Here is a 19,213-nt window from a genome sequence, read left to right as displayed (position 1 = left end):
AGTAAAACAGCACTTTAGTTAATTACCAAGAAACAGGTATTGTATAGTTAGGCCTCAATGGCCTAATTGCATGTAAATACCCCGTTGGTCAATCAGCATACAGCTTGGGGAGTATGTCTGGGAGGTCAACGGGTTTTTTGTTTCTTTTTGGCAAAAACCTCTTTTTGCAAACCAATAATAGCCCTGCCTTTCGCCTTTAAAAGTAGCTGAACATTGTTTTTAGTGAGTAACAATTGCTGCGGTTGCACATCCAACGAAGTCAGAAATAATTCAAGTTTATCAGCCGATTTACCTTTTTCAGTTGCCTTTTGAATAACATCTGGCAATGCAGATAGCATCGGTGAAAGATTTAGGCTGAATTCTTCTTCCACAAAACGAAGTGCATCTTCATGTAAAAGCCAGTCAGCTGAGTGCAGCAATGCATTTTCAGAATCAACATCAAAATCAAAACCTTTTATACTAAGCGTTGCACTGGCAGTATCATAACTGGGTAGTCCACGCATATAAATACTGCCATCCGCATCTCCGCGTACATCTAATCTTACAGCTAAGCCATCATCCGTGGCATAACTGTTCACTTCCTTGATAGTGGTTGAATAATTATTACTACTGATTACTTTACCTTTCAATTCTTCATTTAGAATTCTGTTTATCGTTTCAAAGGAAGTACTGGCTAAGAGAAAAATTTCTATACTATCTTTTGTCTCGCTCAAATGCTGGTATGCCGGGAGTGTACGATTGGTTAGTGGCATGTCACTACTATCTACCCCAACCCTGACATTGGTTAAAAGGCGTACATCTAAGCCTAAGTATTTGCCATCCTGCAATAAATTAACTGCCAAATCTTCTGCACTGTGCTTCAGCCATACTACTTGCTTTATATTATTGATGATGATAGGCTTTTGAATATCGAGCCATAATTTCTGAAGGATGGCGCGTGTGTCAATCACTTTACTAATCTCGCGGTCAACAATGCCGGTTATCAAACTTGTGTTCTCATCCAAAAATTTATCCAGCCTTTTACGCAGATTAATATTAATAAAGGCAATTCTTAAAACAGGTTCTTTTTTCCAGGTAATCTCCTTTAGTTTGGTTGAAGAGTTTAGACGCCAATCATTAGCAAAAGATAGATGTGTAGACATGTCCAGCACAACTTCCAACGCCACAGGTACTTCATTTTTGAGTGTAATGTTTTTTCCAACATGCTTAATAAATTTTCCTTCCAGTTGTAGTGGGAAGCTGTAGTGCAATGAATTGTTTATCCATCGGATTTTAATCTTGCCTTTTTTAGTTAGTTCAAGATAAAGACTATCCGCGCTTTCATTCACCACTATCCATTGTTTTACAAAAGTTCCGGCAATCTTATTATTGATGATTTCTTCCAGACTGTCAACATGATAACGGATGGGAATCATCAGAGAGGAGAGGGGCACGTGAAGGGAGGAATCAACTTCAGTAGGTTTTGGGGGCACAGGCTTTACTCGCTCACAACCAAAAAAGGCCATCAGTATGTATAAAATGCAGCCTATGGATGTGATGGTGAATTTCACGTTGTTTTGTAGTATTGTTGTAGATAACCTACAGCTAAAAATATGAAGAAGTTGTTTATTTCCATCATGCTACTTGGCTTTACTGCTATTGGCACCTTTGCCCAGGATCGTGTACTTCGTGCGCCAGAAGTAAAGGAGGGTGATGGACCCCACACACAGCTGATCATTCGTGGTATTACGTTGATAGACGGCACGGGTGCACCTCCCATCGGCCCTATTGATATTGAAATAAGAGGAAACAGAATTACAAAAATTCAGACTGTTGGCTATCCCGGTGTGGCCATTAATCCGGATGGCAGACCAAAACTTGAAGCCGGAGGTAAAGAATTGAATTGTGAAGGCATGTATGCCATGCCTGGTTTTGTAGACATGCACGGCCATATTGGTGGAAGTCAGGCGCCCATGGCTGAATATGTTTTCAAGTTATGGATGGGGCATGGTATAACAACGGTGCGCGATCCCTCAGCGGGCAATGGTCTGGATTGGGTACTTGATCAAAAACAAAAGAGCGCTAAAAATCTGATAACGGCACCACGCATTCATGCTTATACTGCGTTTGGTATGGGCTCGAAAGAGAAAATCACTACAGCAGAACAAGCGCGCGCCTGGGTAAATGAAAATAAAGCGAAAGGTGCTGATGGCATTAAGTTTTTTGGTGCTTCACCGGTGGTGATGGATGCTGCACTGCGCGAGAATAAACGTTTAGGCTTACGTTCTGCCTGCCACCATGCACAAATGGATGTAGCCCGATGGAATGTGGTGAAATCTGCGGAAGCAGGATTGACTTCTATGGAGCATTGGTATGGTTTACCAGAAGCCATGTTTACAAACCAAACTATTCAGAATTATCCCCTTGATTACAATTATCAGAATGAGCAGCATCGTTTTGAAAATGCCGGTAAACTCTGGCTGCAAGCGGCAGCTCCTTATTCTGAAAAGTGGAATCAGGTGATGGATCAACTATTAAAATTAGATTTCACACTAGATCCTACCTTCAATATCTATGAAGCCAGTCGCGATTTACACAAGGCCAGAAGAGCAGAGTGGCATGAAGAGTATACGATTCCTCAACTATGGACCTTCTTTCAACCCAATAAAAAAGCCCATGGTTCATATTGGTTTAACTGGGGGACAGAACAAGAGGTAGAGTGGAAAAAGAATTATCAGTTGTGGATGACTTTCGTGAATGAATATAAAAACAGAGGAGGACGTGTTACCACCGGTTCAGACTCTGGCTTCATTTTTCAAACCTACGGTTTTGCGTATATCAGAGAAATGGAATTGTTGCGCGAATGTGGTTTTCATCCCTTAGAAATTATCCGCTCGGCAACGCTCTATGGCGCCCAAGCCTTGGGAGTTGATAAGGATTTAGGCTCCGTTGAAGTAGGTAAGTTGGCTGACTTAGTTATCATCGATCAGAATCCACTGGCTAACATACAGGTACTTTATGGCACCGGTGCTGTTAAACTTTCGGACGATAATAAAGTGCAGCGTGTAGGCGGTGTGAAGTATACAGTAAAAGATGGTATTGTGTACGATGCTAAAAAATTATTAGCCGATGTGCGTAAGCTGGTAGCAGACGAAAAAGCAAAGACAGGTTTTGTAATTAAACAACCCGGAATAGAATAAGATGAAAAAATACCTACCCAGTATTTTTTGTCTGGCCATACTCTTGTCAGCCTGCAAAGAATCCCCCAAACCAGTAGTGGTTGGGTTGGACGGTCGTGAATTTTTTGAGTCGGAACGTAGCCCTGAACAGCAGTTTAAACTTGAAAAAGAGCGTGACGAAGCTAAAAGTAACTTCGATAATAACCCAACTGAAGATAATTACATCTGGTACGGAAGACGAGAAGCTTATCTGATGCACTTCGACAAAGCCATGGAGATTTTCACGGAGGGCATTGAGCGTTATCCGGAATCTTTCAGTTTATACCGGCACAGAGGACATCGTTATATTACCCTTCGGAAATTCGATATGGCTATTGAAGATTTCAGAACAGCCGTTAAACTCATGGAAGGGGCACCAGTACTAAGCGAAGAAGATGGTATACCCAATAAACTCAATATACCCGTTTCCACAGTGCAGTTTAATGTATGGTATCACCTGGGACTAGCACACTATTTAAAAGGGGAATATGAAGATGCAGCCAAAGCCTATGAGACCTGCTTAACCTATTGCGATAATGATGATTTACTGATTGCTACTGCCGACTGGTTGTTTATGACCTACCACCGTCTTCAGCGTAAAGAAGATGCAGCTGCTGCTTTAAATAAAGTTCCGGAAAAGGTTACCATTATTGAAAACGAAACTTATCTGAAGCGCCTGAATATGTACAAGGGCTTAAATCCACCAGAATTGCTTCTAGCTGTTGAGGAAGGTTCTGAAAGTGCAGACCTCGCTTTTGCTACACAAGGCTATGGTGTTGGCAACTGGTATCTCATTCAGGGTGATACTACCAGGGCAAAAGACGTTTTTAATCGTGTGGTAGAAGGACCCTATTTCAGCGCTTTCGGTTTTATTGCAGCCGAAGCGGAGCTACTCAAATTAAAATAAATACAGGCCTTCGGGGCTTTTTCCTGTAATGCAGGCTGTTTACCTTTGCTGCTTGTATTAAAGGTAATCTGCTATGTCAGAAGAGAAGAGCTTAAATTTTATAGAGGAAATAATAGAAAAGGATTTGAAGGATGGCAAGCACACCACAATTGCTACCCGTTTTCCTCCTGAACCCAACGGTTACCTCCATTTAGGTCATGCTAAGAGTATAGCATTAAACTTCGGTTTAGCATTAAAGTATGGTGGTAAAACCAACCTTCGTTTTGACGATACGAATCCTGTAACAGAAGAAACAGAATATGTTGAAAGCATCAAAGGGGATGTAAAATGGCTTGGTTTTAACTGGGCTGAAGAGTTATATGCTTCTGATTATTTTGATCAGTTATACAATTTTGCAGTAAAGCTTATTCAGAAGGGATTGGCTTATGTAGATGACAGCACCAGCGAGGAAATTGCAGCCCAAAAAGGTACACCTACACAAACCGGTACAAATAGTAAATTCAGAAGCAGGAGTATAGAAGAAAACTTACAGCTTTTCAGTGATATGAAAGCGGGTAAGTATAAGGATGGTGAAAAAGTGTTGCGTGCAAAAATTGATATGGCTCATATCAACATGTTAATGCGCGATCCTGTTTTATACCGCATTAAACATGCACATCATCATCGCACAGGAGATACATGGTGTATTTATCCGATGTATGATTTTGCTCACGGACAAAGTGATGCGATTGAACAAATAACGCACAGCATTTGTACACTAGAGTTTGTACCGCACCGTGAGTTATATAATTGGTTTATTGAAAAACTGGAGATTTATCCTTCACGTCAGTACGAATTTGCGCGTCTTAACATGACGTATACCATGATGAGCAAGCGCAAGCTTCTGCAATTGGTTAACGATAAGCATGTAAGCGGTTGGGACGATCCGCGTATGCCAACTTTAAGTGGTGTGCGTAGAAGAGGGTACACACCAGAGGCGATTCGGGATTTCTGCGAACGTATTGGTGTGGCCAAACGCGATAACCTGATTGACATCAGTCTATTGGAATTTTGTGTGCGCGATCACCTTAACAAAATTGCTGACAGACGCATGGTTGTTTTCGATCCTTTAAAAGTGGTAATCACCAATTATGAGGAAGGCAAAACGGAAGAATTACCCAGTGAAAATAACCCTGAAGCACCTGAACGTGGAGTTCGTAGTATGCCTTTTGGCAGAGAGCTGTGGATAGAGCAGGAAGATTTTATGGAAGTACCACCTAAAAAGTATTTCCGCCTGGCACCAGGCCAGATGGTGCGATTGAAGAGTGCTTACATCATTAAGTGCGAAGAAGTTGTTAAGGATGCTACTGGCAAGGTGGTCGAATTGCGTTGCACCTATGTGCCGGAGAGTAAAAGTGGATCGGATGTTTCAGGCATACACGTGAAAGGCGTTATCCATTGGGTGAATGCCAAAACAGCTTTACCCATAGAAGTAAGGTTATACGATCGCTTGTTTACAACAGAGGATATGGGGGCGATTGAAGATGATTTTACAAACCATTTAAATCCGAACTCGCTGGAATTAAAAACCGTATTTGCCGAGCCCTCATTATCAGCAGCTAAGGTAGGTGAGCATTTTCAGTTTTTGCGCATGGGCTACTTTTGTCTCGATCCGGATTCTACAGACAAAAAATTTATCTTTAACCGTGCCGTAACACTTAAAGACATGTGGGCGAAGGAGATGAAAAAATAAGTTAATGAGTTGATATGCTGATTCGTTGATATGCTGATTCGTTGATTTGAAGATTTGAAAATTAGTCAGCGTTGCGAGGAATGAAGTGTGTGCACGTTAGAATAACGAAGCAATCTGTTATGATTCATTGTCTTTCTATAGTATCACAATCCAGCTTCAAACCTCCAGCCCTTGATCTCTAACTTCAAACCTAAACAAGCAAAACACCACGGAATGCTCTCGCTCCATAATAGGACTCCGCACCATTATGGTAAGTAAAAACATGTCCGAAACGGAAATCACAAAAAAGAGCACCACCGAGTTTTCGGATATCAGCAGGCGTTTTCACCCAACTGGAAGTCTTTGCATCAAAGGGGCCAACTTTCTGCAACTCACGGTACTGGTCTTCAGTGAGTAAAGCAATACCCATATCTTCGGCCATCTGCACTGCACTGTTCGCTGGTTTATGTTCTTTCCTCGACTCCAGTGCCTCATGGTCGTAACAGATACTTCTGCGCCCTTTAGGGCTTTCAGCTGCACAATCTACAAACATGTATTCGCCACTCTTTTTATCGAAGCCTACAACATCAGGCTCACCACCAGTCTTTTCCATTTCAGCAAGTGACCAAAGCTTATCAGCATTTTTATCAAGTTTGGCTTCTACCTTGGCCCATTCTATACCTTTGTGTCGCTTCATATTTTTATCGAAACGAGTCTTTAGAATATCAAGCAATTCTTCGCGTTGTTCTTTCGACAACTTCTTTTTTGCATTACTTACTTTACTCATACTAATTTTTTTCTTTTAAATACTTCTCAAGCTTTTCTACATTCTGATGCAAGCCCTCATCAGCTTTAAATACTTTAACTACAGTTTCAAATAGTTCTGGTGTTTCAAACACCATTGACCAATCTATCAATGTTTTCCCTCCATCAGATGTAAAAATAATGGTGGCAATGTAATTGGGATTAAAGTGCTCAAATACGATTTTTTCTTGATGAATGATTTCCAGAAACTTACTTCTGTTCAGATATGTTTTCCCATCAGGCCCATGCATAGTCAAACGCCACTCACCATCAGGCATTACCTCCATGGCATGGATGGTATTGGTAAAGCCATCTGGGCCCCACCAACTTGCAATTTGCTCAGCTTTTGTCCAGGCATCCCAAACCAAGGTAAGCGGAGCAGGTAATACTTTTGTAATGCGTATTCCTTGCTTTGTTACTTCGGTTTTAAGACTTTCCATACCTGTTTGATAATACTTGTAATTCAATATACAGATCATCTTGCAAAAAAACACTTTGCAATTATGTATGAGCCTGCGAAATTTTTCTTTCAGCAGGCCTGAAATACCAGGATGTTATTGTCAATACCAGTAACAAGGCCGAGCCGAAGAATTCCGCTGGGACGCTATTGCTGGCAAAATGTGAAAAGAGCGCTCCAGACATAGCAAAGAAAAAGCCCGCATAAGCCCATTCTTTAAGGAGAGGAAATTTAGGAATAAGGATAGCCACGACTCCCAGAATTTTCCAAACACCCAGTATGATTAAAAAATATTCTGGGTAACCCAGCTGTGTTATAAAGGCAGTTTCCTCCTTCATGTTAAGTACTTGTACAATACCAGTAGAGGTCATGCCTAAGGCAAGCCACAAGGTGGCAACCCAATAAATAATTTTATCTCTTTTTTTCATGATCAGTTATTTTAAATTTTTAACAACTTCTTGTAAACGGTTATGCGCCATATTGACGCCTTGAGCGAATGGTAGTTTCAGCATTTGGTCTCTCAATGCAACAGATCGGTATACAATCTGCGTAGTCAGTTTGCTGGTATCGGCAGTGAGCGCTTCAAAGTCAAGGAACTCAAGCTGTGCTTCAAAGCCTGTATTTTCCATTTGGAATGTCCTGATAATCTGACGTTCGGGAATAAAATCATGGATAGTACCATTGGCTTTAAACACGACATTGCCCTTGGGATCAGAGGTTTCAAATTGCCAGCTGCCGTGTTTTTTGTTTTCCAATTTCAACACTTTTGTTCCCATCCATTGCTCAACAATATCGGCCTCAGCATAGGCCTTGAAAAGTAAAGCCAAGGGCAAATCAAATTCTCTGGTAATAACTATTTCCTGTTTGCCATCTTCGGCATGGACTTTTGTTTTGGCTTCCATGTTATTTGCTTTTATATTTTTTCATAATACTTTCTAGCTTGTTAAAGCGCTCTTCCCACATGTTGCGGAATGGCTCAATAAAATCTGCCACCTCTTTCATTTTTTTGGCATTAATGTGATAATAAACCTCTCTGCCATGCTGCTCTTGCTTAAGCAACGAGCACTCTGTAAGAATTTGCAAGTGTTTTGAAACGGTGGGTCTGGCCGTATCGAAATTTGATGCAATGGCACCAGCCGTCATAGATTGAGAAGTAGCCAGTAGTAGCAAAATTGCTCTTCTGGTGGGATCTGCAATGGCCTGAAACACATCTCTGCGTAAATTCATCGTGTAGTTATTTGACTACAAATATATGTGTAGTCAAATAACTACACAAATTTTATAATAAATTTTTCAGGTTTATTTTGAATTTAAGTGATTAGAATAGGAATGGTGACTCAACTTAGCAAGCGATTAATTATTATCCTGAGTATAGAAAATAGTAACCCAAGTTAATGTTTTGGATTAAGTAACTCTCTTTAGGCACTTACTTTATGGTTAAGTTCCCCCTACAACAGGTCGCAGTACCAAAAGCCATTGTCAAAAGGATTGTTTGCATGCTCACTATAATTAGTGTTGTCATTGGTTGAATCTTCCTTGCTTACAGAAGAAGTGTATTTTCGATAAACGACTTCTCCTTTTTCGAATTGAACAGGTTTTTTAAATATGGGGCCATCGAATACGAAAGTGTGAAACTCTCCATTCTCGCCACAAGGGTCAACATGCGGGGGCAAGTCTTTTATGAAATCAGCATCGATAATGCGACCAACAAAACTTTTATCCAGGTATTTATCATTCACGCAAACTGTAATGGTTTTAAATCCTGTATCAATAAATTCATGAATAAGTTCTTTAGTGGACATTCTCCATAAAGGGAAATGTCCGGACATATTTAATTCTGCAAGTTTATCTTCTCTGTACTTTCTCAGGTCTTCTAAAAAGATATCACCGAATACAGAGACATTGGCACCCTTGCTTTTTAAATCTGTCAGAATGCGCCCCATGGACGCTTCATACACTTCCATAGTTGGCATGTCAGGGATTTGAACTTTTATTAATGGCAGGCCTATACTTTCAGCTTGTGCTTCTAATAAATCTACCCTTACACCATGCATGGAAACTCTTTGATACTGCGCACTTACACTCGTCAACAAACACATTACTTCGTACTGCTTTGATGATAATATTTTATGCAAGGCTAGCGCTGAGTCCTTTCCACCACTCCAGTTAAAGATTACTTTTTCTTTCAATTGAATATTGATTAGTTTTTTTACTTATTAATTGCTTTGCCTTTCGTATTGTATAACCGGATAGACCACACAATCAGGGAATCGGTAAAAAAAATTATCCTTTAAGATGATTTAATCGATAACAAACATAGAAACAAACAGTAGACTTATTACCGTAGTGGATAGGAATGTTTAATATTTATTTGATTTCTTCTTAAAAAAGATAAGCAGCAGGCTGAGCCAACGAAGCTGAGGCACAACGATAAAGCGTAAGTAGCAAAGTCTGGATCGATAAATAGTGTTGGAGGTATTTCAGATTCAAATTGAAATCTGTCATGCGCAGGGCTAATAAAGGCCTGCATTTTAGGATCCCTTTAAGCTACTTTTATAAACTGAAACTAGTGGTTGTTTTTAGCGATGCTTGCTTTACCATCACTGGTATCCGAATAGGTTGATTTTTTCAATACATGATCTGGTAGGTGGATAGTAATGTTTATCCCCATATCGGGTTTACTCCAAAGTTTAATTTTGCCACCCATGGCACTTATTTGGCTTTTTATTAGAAAGAGACCTAAGCCTTTTCCATCTGAATTTGCATGAAACTTTTGAAAGGGCTCGAAAAGTTTTTGTTCGAAATGGGCACTTTCAAAACCTATTCCGTTATCATGATAGTCAATAATTATGTTACGCTCGATCATTTCGATCCCAATTGTTATTTTCTTTTCGTTGTTAAGAGTCTTATACTTTATGGAATTAGATATTAAATTGATGAAAATGTTGTCAAAGTATTCAGGGATTACAGTTATGATATCAACAGAACTATTAAAATCTATCTGAAAATTTTCTTTTTTTAATTCATTGCTAAATTGTTGCAGCACTTTTTGAATTGCTTCAACAGGATTTATCTTTTTGTAATTTTTATCGTTTTGTGATTGAATATCTAGAATTAAAATCAGGTCGTGAATAATTACATCTAATTCTTTAGTTGAATATTTAAGTTTTTCAATGATTTGATAATTAATACTATCCTTCTCGGGCTCTTCTTTTTCAATAAGCATGCAAAGTCCCAGAATTCTGGCTACGGGCCCCCTAAGATTGTGGGCTGCTATAAAATTGAACCTTTCTATTTTTCTCAGATTATTCTTTAATTCTTGATTTGCATCGGCAAGCTCTATAGTTCGCTTGTTAACAGCCGATTCCAGATTTTGATTTTGTTTGAGTACGAGTTCTCTTAGTTTTTCGTAGGCACGGTTTTGAGATTCAAGTTTTTCATTTTGCATTTGTATCTGATCCTGGTTTCTGATAAGCACTTCATTTTGTGCTAAAATTTCTTCCGTCCGTTCTGAAACCATTTTTTCCAATAATGATCTTTGGTTTTCAATAATGCTCAAATTTTCCTCCTGCACTGAAATGATTTGTTGTTTGATCAGATTGTAACGATAACCAAGGGCTAATGAAAATATTGCCACCTCCCATGCAAGGCAAATTTCGACTCCATGTAATCCAAATACTTCGGTATAGTTAAATAGACCAATAGTCATTAAGGAGTTGAAAAGTGTAACGATAAGCATTGGTGTCCATCCAAGAATAAAAATGTATATAATCCTTTCTCTTCTTTTGATTAATGAAAAAATGAGAAACACATAATACAGTGGAAGTACTATGCCGGATCCAAAAATTAGGGCTGAACTAATACCGATATGTGTAAATGAAGTGAATAGTGTTAAGACCAATAACCCCTTGAATACAAAAGACAGTTTGTAGATTATTGGTAAAAAAATATTTACCTGAAGCATGCGATTAATAAAAATCAGCTGAGTTATAAAGTAAATCGCTATCGGCCATGTAAACTTGTTATACTCTGGATTGTTTGGCCAAATCCATTCAAAGAGTAATCCGTTAACCCAGGCTACTACAATGACTGATGATATAAGATGACAGCAGTAATGGAAATACAATGCATCGCCAGTAACAATAAAAAGGCAGGCATTATAGAATAGCATAATCAGGAGAATACCTATTATCGCCATGGTTACAGACTCATGAATTCTGTCGTTGTTTATAATTGTACTAAGCGTGCCTATTTCCCCTCTGATTATCATAGGAGCTTTATCATCAATTTTTATTGCACAAAGTACAAGATGTTTATCGCGAGTAATTGAACTAGGAATTTCAAGAATGTAGCCTCCAGATTTAATATCCTTCATTTTAAAGGAGAGTGATGAACCTACTGTAGCCCCCTCCATCAGATTTTCAGCCAGAAAGGAGTAAACGGTTATCCGTTCCAGGTAAATACTTCTGAAGTTGAGATAAAGCTCTTTGTCACTCATATTTTCAATTTCAAACGCAAGCCAAACTGTGCCAATGCTATGAGTGAAGTTGGTATTGACTCTTGTCAAGGGTTTAAAATTATTACCCTGATATAGCTTAAGTACTTGCTCAGGTTTTAGTTTTGAGCTCTCATCAAAATAAAAAGTACTATAATCTTCTACTCTATATTGTTGATTGTCTGAAATAATTTCTAATGTTTTGGTGTGAACAGGACGTGCTGAACTACACCACGGAGTGGCAGCTAGTAGAATTCCTAAAAGGGTCGCTAACTTCACATGCTTTAATTATGGCTATGTATCAATTCAAATATTTTGCAGGTCTGTAAAATTTTAGATTGCGCATTTAACAAAACCAATAAAAGTATTTGCCAACTGGTTACTAAGCTGAATATAAAGTTATATATACCTTATTTTTAAGGCATTAGAATTTAGTCCAATTTGTATATGAATTGGCTCTGATTTTGTGATTAGTAATAGAGCATGTTAGACAATAACAGACTTGAATTTTTTTCTGAAGTAAAGCAGCGATAGAATGATGAGTGTACTACCGGCAATTGAAACGACATAACCACCAGACATAAAAAATTCCAGCCAGCTTAATTGCTTCTGTCCGAACTCTCTGTAAAATAGTACAGAGGCACTGCCTAAGTATCCGATTGAATCAGCCAGATAAATGAGAAAACCTACAGTGCTTACATATTTAAAGGTTGCAATGAGCCTGTCGAAGAATATGCTGTTAAACTGAATGTAACCAAAGTATAAGCCCATGCCAATCAAGACCATCCAGGTTGGTGCATTAATCCATTTTTCCTGAAATGCATAGGTGCTCAGGCCAACTGTAACAAAGCCAATAAGCACAATAATGTGATTGACCATAAGTGCTTTGTAATTGTTTTTGATCAGCATAAGACTTGCAATGACGATCAATACAACAATGGTGACTGGTATTTCTGTGGAACTAAAGATGGACGGCTTATCACCATAACCCAATGATATCCATATCTCGGAAGAGAAGTTATCGCGAAAATCACGATAAACGGTAAGCAAGGTATAAGCAAGAATCAATAATATCAAGCCTGGAAGAAAAGTCAGGGCAAAACGAATTCGCTCTTGTCGCGACATGGGTGATCGCTTGGTGCGAAGGGCTTCATCTTCTGCTGTAGGTGCCGGAATTTTATCCAGCAACCAGAGAAAGATGAGTAAAGGAATGAAGAATAAACAAACCGAAACAAATGGCATCCAGAATTCAGAAATACCCGCCTGCAGGATGAGCCCGCCAACCGTTTTTGCAAAGCCTGATGAAAAAATGAAACTTACTGATAAGCTGGCACCCAATACTTCGGTAAACTTGCGACCTTCTAAATAGCCAAACACCATGCCCCATACCATGCCTAAAGGCAAACCATTAAAGAATAGAAAAATTAGATTGTAAGGCGTGGGTGTAAGGGCGAAGAAAAGCCATGAAAGGCCTGCAATACTCACCATTATTAAAATGCCTTTTGCCCGGGCATGTGCGCCTAACTCAGAAACAACCTTAATGCCTATAAACTTGGATAGCATATAGCCAATCAGTTGGAAGATGACCATCCATACCTTAAAATCAACTCCGGCAACAACATTATTTTCGTAGGTGGCTACCCCAAAGGTTTTGCGCAAAGCAAAAATGCAGGTATATAAACAAAAAGCAGCAACTGCTGTATAGCATGAAAACCAGAAACCATTAGTCCGGCTGAGCCATTGTGTTATAGGAGAAACTGCTTTCAAGTCGAATAGGTTTTGTTAAAGGTATCATTTATCCCCAGTATCAAAAAGAAAAACCCTTTCGTACCGTCTGCAGAAAGGGTCATTCAAACCTAAACCTATGAAAGGTGTCTTTATAGAATTACACGATTACGCCCTGCCTCAAGCACTGCATAATCTTTCCAATTTTTAAATGTTGATGAATCAAGTACTTCATTAGCAGAACCAGATTGTTCCGGGATAAAATTGCCCTGACTTTCCCACCATTTTTGTGCACGTTCTCTCGCTTTTTTCTTGTCGACATTTTCTTCAAACAAATTCATGCAAGAATCCGATACCATCCAGGGCTTTTCCATGGATGAGTACTTTTCAAAAATGATGGTTCTCATGTGCGTACCACTGCTTTGATTTTTAAAATGAGAGACCGTGTATGACATGGTCTCAGGCTCTGTCATCACCATATCCCAGTATTTTTTTGAAGAAATAACCTCTGCAGTGGTCAGCATGTAGCCATAACCAGCATCAATGCTTTCTTTCGTGATCGGACATTGAGCCTTTAAAGCGGGTTTTTTCTTTGCGAATAGGGTGTCTAGGAATGCCATACAAAACAATTTACTTCTTAGATACTCCTACAAGGGTAAATAGTTGCACATAAAGCCAAAAAAAGTGAAAAAAAACTGATGAACCGGGGAATTTGTGTAGTGAATCGGGTTAAAAGCCCTGTGCATAATTGAATAAGGATGTTATGGAAACCTTGGTTTTGCAGGGATGACTTCGCTTAATGTAAGTACATATTGGTAAATCATGACTCACTCGCCTTATATGAAACCAGTACACACTACATTAAAAAGCCCTACACACCTGATTAACAGGTATGTAGGGCAATTGAATTGTGCAGGCAGTATATGTCGACCTTATGGCGATGTTTTACTTGCTGCTGCTTTGGCCTTTGCTTGTTCAAACTTTTCGTAACGCTCAATGAAGGGTCCGATTTCTTCGGCAGCAGGAATTTTTCTCCCAATAATTTTTTTATCCTTATCAAGTATGTAAATGGTTGGTGTGGTCTCCGCATCATATAAATCACGGTAGTTACCAACGGCACTGTAATAGAAACATGTATTAACAAACTTCTCCATCTTCATTTCCTTCACATACTTCTGTGTTTTAGTCATGGAAGTATCAGCAGAAACGGTATAAACACCGACATCGAGTTTAGTGGTGTTTTTAAAATCGACCAACTTGGGTGTTTCCTTCTTGCAATGGCCACAATCCGGATCGAAAATAAAGAGTACAGTATATTTGTTGGTCATGCTGTGTAGCGAACGCATGTTGCCATTTACATCTTTCAGAATAAGGTTATTGGCTTTTTTGCCCAGGGCACTGGAGCGAATACGGTCGGCCTGTTCTTTTAAATTTTTCTTGAGTTGATCATTTACCCAGAAATTCATTTCACCTGAAGCATAATACTTATCGTACAGGTTTACATACACTTGATCAAGCCCCATATATTTGGGTTGCTGGTATTTCAATAAACAGATCCAGGTCAGGTATTTATAGGCCTCTTGATTCTTTTTTGTTTTAGCAATCAGTTTGTTGATGGCCGCAGTCAAGGTATCAGCTTCCGGAACAAATAATTTATCCAGGTATTCATCTACTTTTTCTTTGTAGAGATTTCGGTTCAAACGAATCAATGCTTCATCACTTAGATCGAAATTGTCGAAGTAATGTTCCCGGTAGTAACGTAATTGGAAAGTAGAGTCAATGCTGCCATCGGGTCGTTTAGGGGGTTCGGGTACATCAATTCTTTTAGTGGTTTTAAAAAGCTTGGCGGTAAATGATTCCGGATATTTGGCAATGATACCATCCTGATAAGCCATTACCTTATCATTAATCTTAGTCAGGGCTTCTCTGGCAGCTTTTTTAGCCGCTTCGCTGGCGGTACTGTCTTGCATTACTTTCACATGCGGCTCAGCTTCAACATTCCAGCCAACATTGGAACGCATACTTTCGAAAAACAATTGATTATCATAATCGCCCGTCACTTTCATGTTAGCAACATAATCCTTGGTGGAAGTTGCCATCTGAAACTTTTGATTATTACTAATTAACAGTTCAAAGAGTTTGATTTTGCCTTTAATGATAAAGTAAACCCCGGGGGGAAGCGGTTTTTTACCGTCAAAACTGAAAACACCATTTACTGATTTGGCAGTGTCTTTTGCATAAGTACTTTCGCTGTAATAATGCCCCAATAAAAGAGTGGTGTCGTTGAGTCCCTCAATTTTGAAGTCGAGTTTATAGGCAGGCGCCTGTGCAAAAACAGCTGTTGAGGAGATTGCAATAATAACAGATAAGAAAAACCGTTTCATATGTTTGGTCTTAATAACGAGTTAATTTAGTGGCAATTAATAGGCCATTCTGTGCGAAGGTAATCGAAAAATGAAAAATGAGGCGATAAAAAGATGCACTTAACACTATTTAACAGAAATTGAACCTTTATTGTATCTCCGTTAAATCATGATAATTTTAATAGTTTTGTGCGATTAAACTACCATGTCCCTCACCGTAAATCAGCTTACTAAAACCTATGGTGCCCAGCGCGCCCTTAACAACATATCTTTCTCAGTAAATGAAGGCGAGATATTGGGGTTTTTGGGGCCGAATGGGGCCGGTAAATCAACCACCTTTAAGATTAGTACAGGATTAATCCCGGCATCAGAAGGTTCGGTATACGTAGCAGGTTTTTCAGTAGCGGAACAGCCGATGGAGGTAAAAAAATTAATCGGTTATTTACCCGAACATAACCCCCTTTACTTAGACATGTTTGTACATGAGTACCTGCAATTTATGGGGAGTCTTCATGGTTTAAAGGGTACGCAATTGAAGCTGAAGGTGGGAGAGATGGTGGAGAAATGTGGGTTGGTAAGAGAGCAAAACAAAAAAATTGAAACCTTATCGAAAGGGTATAGGCAAAGGGTTGGTTTGGCACAGGCACTGTTGCACGACCCTAAGGTCTTATTATTAGATGAACCCACTTCGGGGCTCGATCCTAACCAATTGGTAGAAATACGAAAATTGATTAAGGAAGTAAGTCATAACAAAACCGTAATTTTTTCGACACACATTATGCAGGAAGTAGAAGCTTTGTGTGAACGCGTGGTAATCATTAACAAAGGCGAGATTGTTACAGACTCGCTCTTAAAAGATTTGCTGAACAAAAGCGATAATCAAGTTTGCACAGTTGAATTTGAAGGTACTGTGGAAGAATCATTATTAAATACGATTGCAGGTATAAGCTTTGTGCGCAGAATTTCCAGGCCAGATGAAGCCACCATTAAGTTCAGAATAGAAAGCGACCCAGGGGTAGATGTACGCGCAGCTTTATTCAGAATAGCTGCAGACAAGAATTTATCCTTGCTCAGCCTTAAGCAAGAGCAGCAAAACCTCGAGCATATTTTTCAGGAACTTACCAAACAAAATATTGAAGCATGAGGTCAGTATTTGTTAAAGAGTTCCGCTCTTTTCTTAATTCACTTATTGCCTACCTGGTTATGGTTGTTTTCTTAACAGCCATGGGTTTACTGGTATGGGTCTTTCCCGACACGTCTGTGCTTGATTATGGTTTTGCAGATATGCTCACACTTTTCTCATTAGCACCTTATGTTTTTATTTTTTTAATACCAGCCATTACTATGCGCTCTTTTGCTGAGGAGCGCAGAAATGGTACACTGGATTTACTCTTCACCAAACCGCTGAGTGAGTGGGAAATTATTTTCGGAAAATTTCTGGCATCATTAGCATTGGTATTTATCACACTGCTACCAACCCTTATCTATTATTTTTCCATCAGCGCATTGGGGAATCCAGCGGGCAACATTGATACTTCAGCTGTGACAGGATCTTATCTAGGACTTTTGCTCTTAAGCAGCGTTTTCTGTGCGATTGGTTTGTTAGCTTCATCCATCACCACCAATCAGATTGTGGCCTTTATCATAGCAGCTTTTTTCTGTTTTATCTTTTTCAGTGGATTACATTCGGCTTCATCACTCGCTTCGTCAGCCAATATTTCCTTGCTCATTAAACAGGCTGGTATTTTATATCATTACGAAACATTAAGCAGAGGTTTGATTGATAGTCGTGATGTGTTGTATTTTATCAGCCTCTCTTTTTTTATGTTACTGATTACTAAAACCATTTTATCCTCGCGCTCATGGTAAATTGGAAAAGTAAACAACTCGGTGATGTATTGTTGCTGGCCAATGGCTTTGTGCTGTTATTGCTCATCAATTTGTTGGCCTCCTATTATTTTGTAAGACTTGATCTCACAGAAGAGAAAAGATTTAGTATTAAAGCTCCCACCAAAGCACTGCTAGAAAAACTTGAAGAGCCTGTGTATGTCGAAGTATTTTTAGCAGGAGACTTAAATCCAAGCTTTACCCGCTTTCAGCGCTCGATAAAAGAAATTCTGGAAGAGTTCCGTGTATACTCAAAGGGCAAGGTGCGCTTTGTGTTTACCGATCCGGGCACTGCGCTTGGTGAAAAAGCACGTAATGAATTTATGCAAGACCTGGCATCCCGCGGTGTTCAGCCAAGAAATGTTATCGATAATAAGGATGGCCAACGAGTGGAGAAAATTATTTTTCCGGGAGCACTTATCTCTTACGATGGTTTTGAAACCGGAGTGAATCTTCTGAAAGGCAATAGTGCTGAAGGTGGTTCTGAGGGTGTAATTAATCAGGCGATTGAAGGTGTTGAGTACGAATTAGCCAACGCGATTTATAAGTTAAGTAATAATGAGCGCAAACAAATTGGATTGGTGCAGGGCCATGCAGAGCTTAGTGGAGCCGCCATCAGCAGTTTAACCAATGCTTTGCAGGATAAATTTGATGTGGAAGAAACATTGCTGAATGATGCGCAGGTGCTTGATAATTTTGATGCCCTTATTATTGCCAAACCTCAGCAAAAGTTTAGTGAGCAGGAAAAATTTCTGTTGGATCAATACTTAATGAAGGGCGGAAATCTGCTCTTGCTCATTGATAAACTCGAGGCTTCTGCCGACAGCGCTTCCCGCGAGGATTACTTTGCTTTTCCTTACGACCTTAACCTGGATGATCAATTGTTTAAATATGGTTTTCGCATAAACCTTGATTTAATTCAAGACCGCGCAGCAGCTTTGTTTCCGGTGGTAACAGGCATGGCTGGTAATAAACCACAAATTCAGTTGATGGATTGGCCCTTCTTCCCCCTGGTGAATCGCTATGCCGAGCACGAAATTACACGCAACCTTGATGCTGTACTCACCAGGTTTGTCAGCAGCATTGACACAGTTAACGTAACTAAGGTTAAGCGCACGCCAGTTTTATTCAGCTCGCAATATGCCAGAACATTAACTGCACCTGTTCGTGTAAGTATCAACGACATCAGAAATAATCTGAAGGCACAGGATTTTCAGCAATCATTCCTGCCAATTGCTTATTTGGCTGAGGGTTCTTTCCCCTCCTTATTTAAAAATCGTTTTGTGCCCGAAGGCGTTGAAACCACAACGATACTTGAAAGTAGTAAGCCTGCCAGGATGATGTTAATTTCGGATGGGGATATGGCACGCAATGATGTTAACCCCCGTACAGGCCAGGCACAAACCCTGGGTTTCGATCGTTTCTCTAATTACACTTTTGCTAATCTAGATTTACTGGTTAATGCGGTGTCGTGGTTGGTGGAGGATAATGGTTTGCTGACAGCCAGAACCAAAGAAGTTAAAATAAGACCTTTGGATAGGGAGAAAGTAAAACAAGAAAGATTGTACTGGCAAATGTTGAATGTGGCAGCGCCCATTATGGTAATTGTGTTGTTTGGTATCGTGTGGGCATTTGTAAGAAAGAAAAAGTTTGCCAGCTTTTAATTA

At 39.5% G+C, this 19,213-nt stretch carries 17 protein-coding genes; 6 read left to right on the top strand and 11 right to left on the bottom strand.

Annotated features, from left to right (window positions below; all coding sequences use genetic code 11):
- Positions 1-125: 125 nt before the first annotated feature.
- The gene (locus ACO1XM_RS06945) at positions 126-1,550 is read right to left on the bottom strand and encodes a DUF4403 family protein (RefSeq protein ID WP_486227236.1); all 1,425 of its coding nucleotides are present in this window, start codon (positions 1,548-1,550) and stop codon (positions 126-128) included.
- Between the two features lie 42 nt (positions 1,551-1,592).
- On the opposite strand from ACO1XM_RS06945, the gene ACO1XM_RS06940 reads away from it, so the two are divergent.
- The 3 genes from ACO1XM_RS06940 (at position 1,593) to ACO1XM_RS06930 (ending at position 5,836) form a co-directional block, all read left to right on the top strand.
- Positions 1,593-3,179 carry an amidohydrolase family protein gene (locus ACO1XM_RS06940; RefSeq protein ID WP_486227234.1) on the top strand — a complete coding sequence of 529 codons (1,587 nt, stop codon included), beginning with the start codon at positions 1,593-1,595 and terminating at the stop codon, positions 3,177-3,179.
- A 1-nt stretch (position 3,180) separates the two neighbouring features.
- The gene (locus ACO1XM_RS06935; protein ID WP_486227232.1) at positions 3,181-4,104 is read left to right on the top strand and encodes a tetratricopeptide repeat protein; all 924 of its coding nucleotides are present in this window, start codon (positions 3,181-3,183) and stop codon (positions 4,102-4,104) included.
- Positions 4,105-4,177: 73 nt separating this feature from the next.
- Positions 4,178-5,836 carry a glutamine--tRNA ligase/YqeY domain fusion protein gene (locus tag ACO1XM_RS06930; protein WP_486227230.1) on the top strand — a complete coding sequence of 553 codons (1,659 nt, stop codon included), beginning with the start codon at positions 4,178-4,180 and terminating at the stop codon, positions 5,834-5,836.
- A gap of 190 nt (positions 5,837-6,026) precedes the next feature.
- Here the strand turns inward: ACO1XM_RS06930 and ACO1XM_RS06925 are convergent, their stop codons facing one another.
- The 10 genes from ACO1XM_RS06925 to ACO1XM_RS06880 form a co-directional block, all read right to left on the bottom strand.
- The gene (locus ACO1XM_RS06925; RefSeq protein ID WP_486227228.1) at positions 6,027-6,602 is read right to left on the bottom strand and encodes a DUF4256 domain-containing protein; all 576 of its coding nucleotides are present in this window, start codon (positions 6,600-6,602) and stop codon (positions 6,027-6,029) included.
- A gap of 1 nt (position 6,603) precedes the next feature.
- Entirely contained in the window at positions 6,604-7,059 is a 456-nt protein-coding gene (locus ACO1XM_RS06920; protein WP_486227226.1) for an SRPBCC domain-containing protein, read from the bottom strand.
- Positions 7,060-7,120: 61 nt separating this feature from the next.
- Positions 7,121-7,504: a DoxX family protein gene (locus ACO1XM_RS06915; protein WP_486227224.1), complete on the bottom strand. Its 384-nt coding sequence runs from the start codon at positions 7,502-7,504 to the stop codon at positions 7,121-7,123.
- 6 nt (positions 7,505-7,510) lie between these two features.
- Positions 7,511-7,978 carry an SRPBCC family protein gene (locus ACO1XM_RS06910; RefSeq protein WP_486227222.1) on the bottom strand — a complete coding sequence of 156 codons (468 nt, stop codon included), beginning with the start codon at positions 7,976-7,978 and terminating at the stop codon, positions 7,511-7,513.
- Position 7,979: 1 nt separating this feature from the next.
- A complete protein-coding gene (locus ACO1XM_RS06905; RefSeq protein WP_486227220.1) occupies positions 7,980-8,303 on the bottom strand; it encodes an ArsR/SmtB family transcription factor in 324 nt (107 codons plus the stop codon).
- A 221-nt stretch (positions 8,304-8,524) separates the two neighbouring features.
- A complete protein-coding gene (locus ACO1XM_RS06900) occupies positions 8,525-9,265 on the bottom strand; it encodes a Dph6-related ATP pyrophosphatase (RefSeq protein ID WP_486227218.1) in 741 nt (246 codons plus the stop codon).
- 377 nt (positions 9,266-9,642) lie between these two features.
- Positions 9,643-11,850 (bottom strand): 7TM diverse intracellular signaling domain-containing protein, encoded by a 2,208-nt coding sequence (locus ACO1XM_RS06895; protein WP_486227216.1) that lies wholly within the window; start codon positions 11,848-11,850, stop codon positions 9,643-9,645.
- A gap of 207 nt (positions 11,851-12,057) precedes the next feature.
- Entirely contained in the window at positions 12,058-13,338 is a 1,281-nt protein-coding gene (locus ACO1XM_RS06890; RefSeq protein WP_486227214.1) for a DUF5690 family protein, read from the bottom strand.
- A 110-nt stretch (positions 13,339-13,448) separates the two neighbouring features.
- Positions 13,449-13,916, bottom strand: coding sequence for a hypothetical protein (locus ACO1XM_RS06885; RefSeq protein ID WP_486227212.1), 468 nt, complete (start codon positions 13,914-13,916; stop codon positions 13,449-13,451).
- A gap of 312 nt (positions 13,917-14,228) precedes the next feature.
- The gene (locus ACO1XM_RS06880) at positions 14,229-15,680 is read right to left on the bottom strand and encodes a DUF5106 domain-containing protein (RefSeq protein WP_486227210.1); all 1,452 of its coding nucleotides are present in this window, start codon (positions 15,678-15,680) and stop codon (positions 14,229-14,231) included.
- A 184-nt stretch (positions 15,681-15,864) separates the two neighbouring features.
- Between ACO1XM_RS06880 and gldA the strand changes: the two genes are divergently transcribed.
- The 3 genes from gldA to gldG are packed head-to-tail and all read left to right on the top strand — an operon-like array spanning position 15,865 to position 19,210.
- On the top strand, positions 15,865-16,803 hold the full coding sequence (gldA, locus tag ACO1XM_RS06875) for a gliding motility-associated ABC transporter ATP-binding subunit GldA (protein ID WP_486227209.1): 939 nt from the start codon (positions 15,865-15,867) through the stop codon (positions 16,801-16,803).
- On the top strand, positions 16,800-17,528 hold the full coding sequence (gene gldF, locus ACO1XM_RS06870; RefSeq protein WP_486227207.1) for a gliding motility-associated ABC transporter permease subunit GldF: 729 nt from the start codon (positions 16,800-16,802) through the stop codon (positions 17,526-17,528). The genes gldA and gldF overlap by 4 nt, the downstream gene beginning before the upstream one ends.
- Positions 17,522-19,210, top strand: coding sequence for a gliding motility-associated ABC transporter substrate-binding protein GldG (gene gldG / locus ACO1XM_RS06865; protein WP_486227205.1), 1,689 nt, complete (start codon positions 17,522-17,524; stop codon positions 19,208-19,210). Before gldF ends, gldG begins: the two co-directional genes overlap by 7 nt.
- Positions 19,211-19,213: the final 3 nt, after the last annotated feature.

The sequence above is a fragment of the Chryseotalea sp. genome (assembly GCF_057350905.1).
The sequence above is the reverse complement of the archived record's forward strand: the minus strand, read 5'-3'. Positions and strand labels throughout refer to the sequence as shown.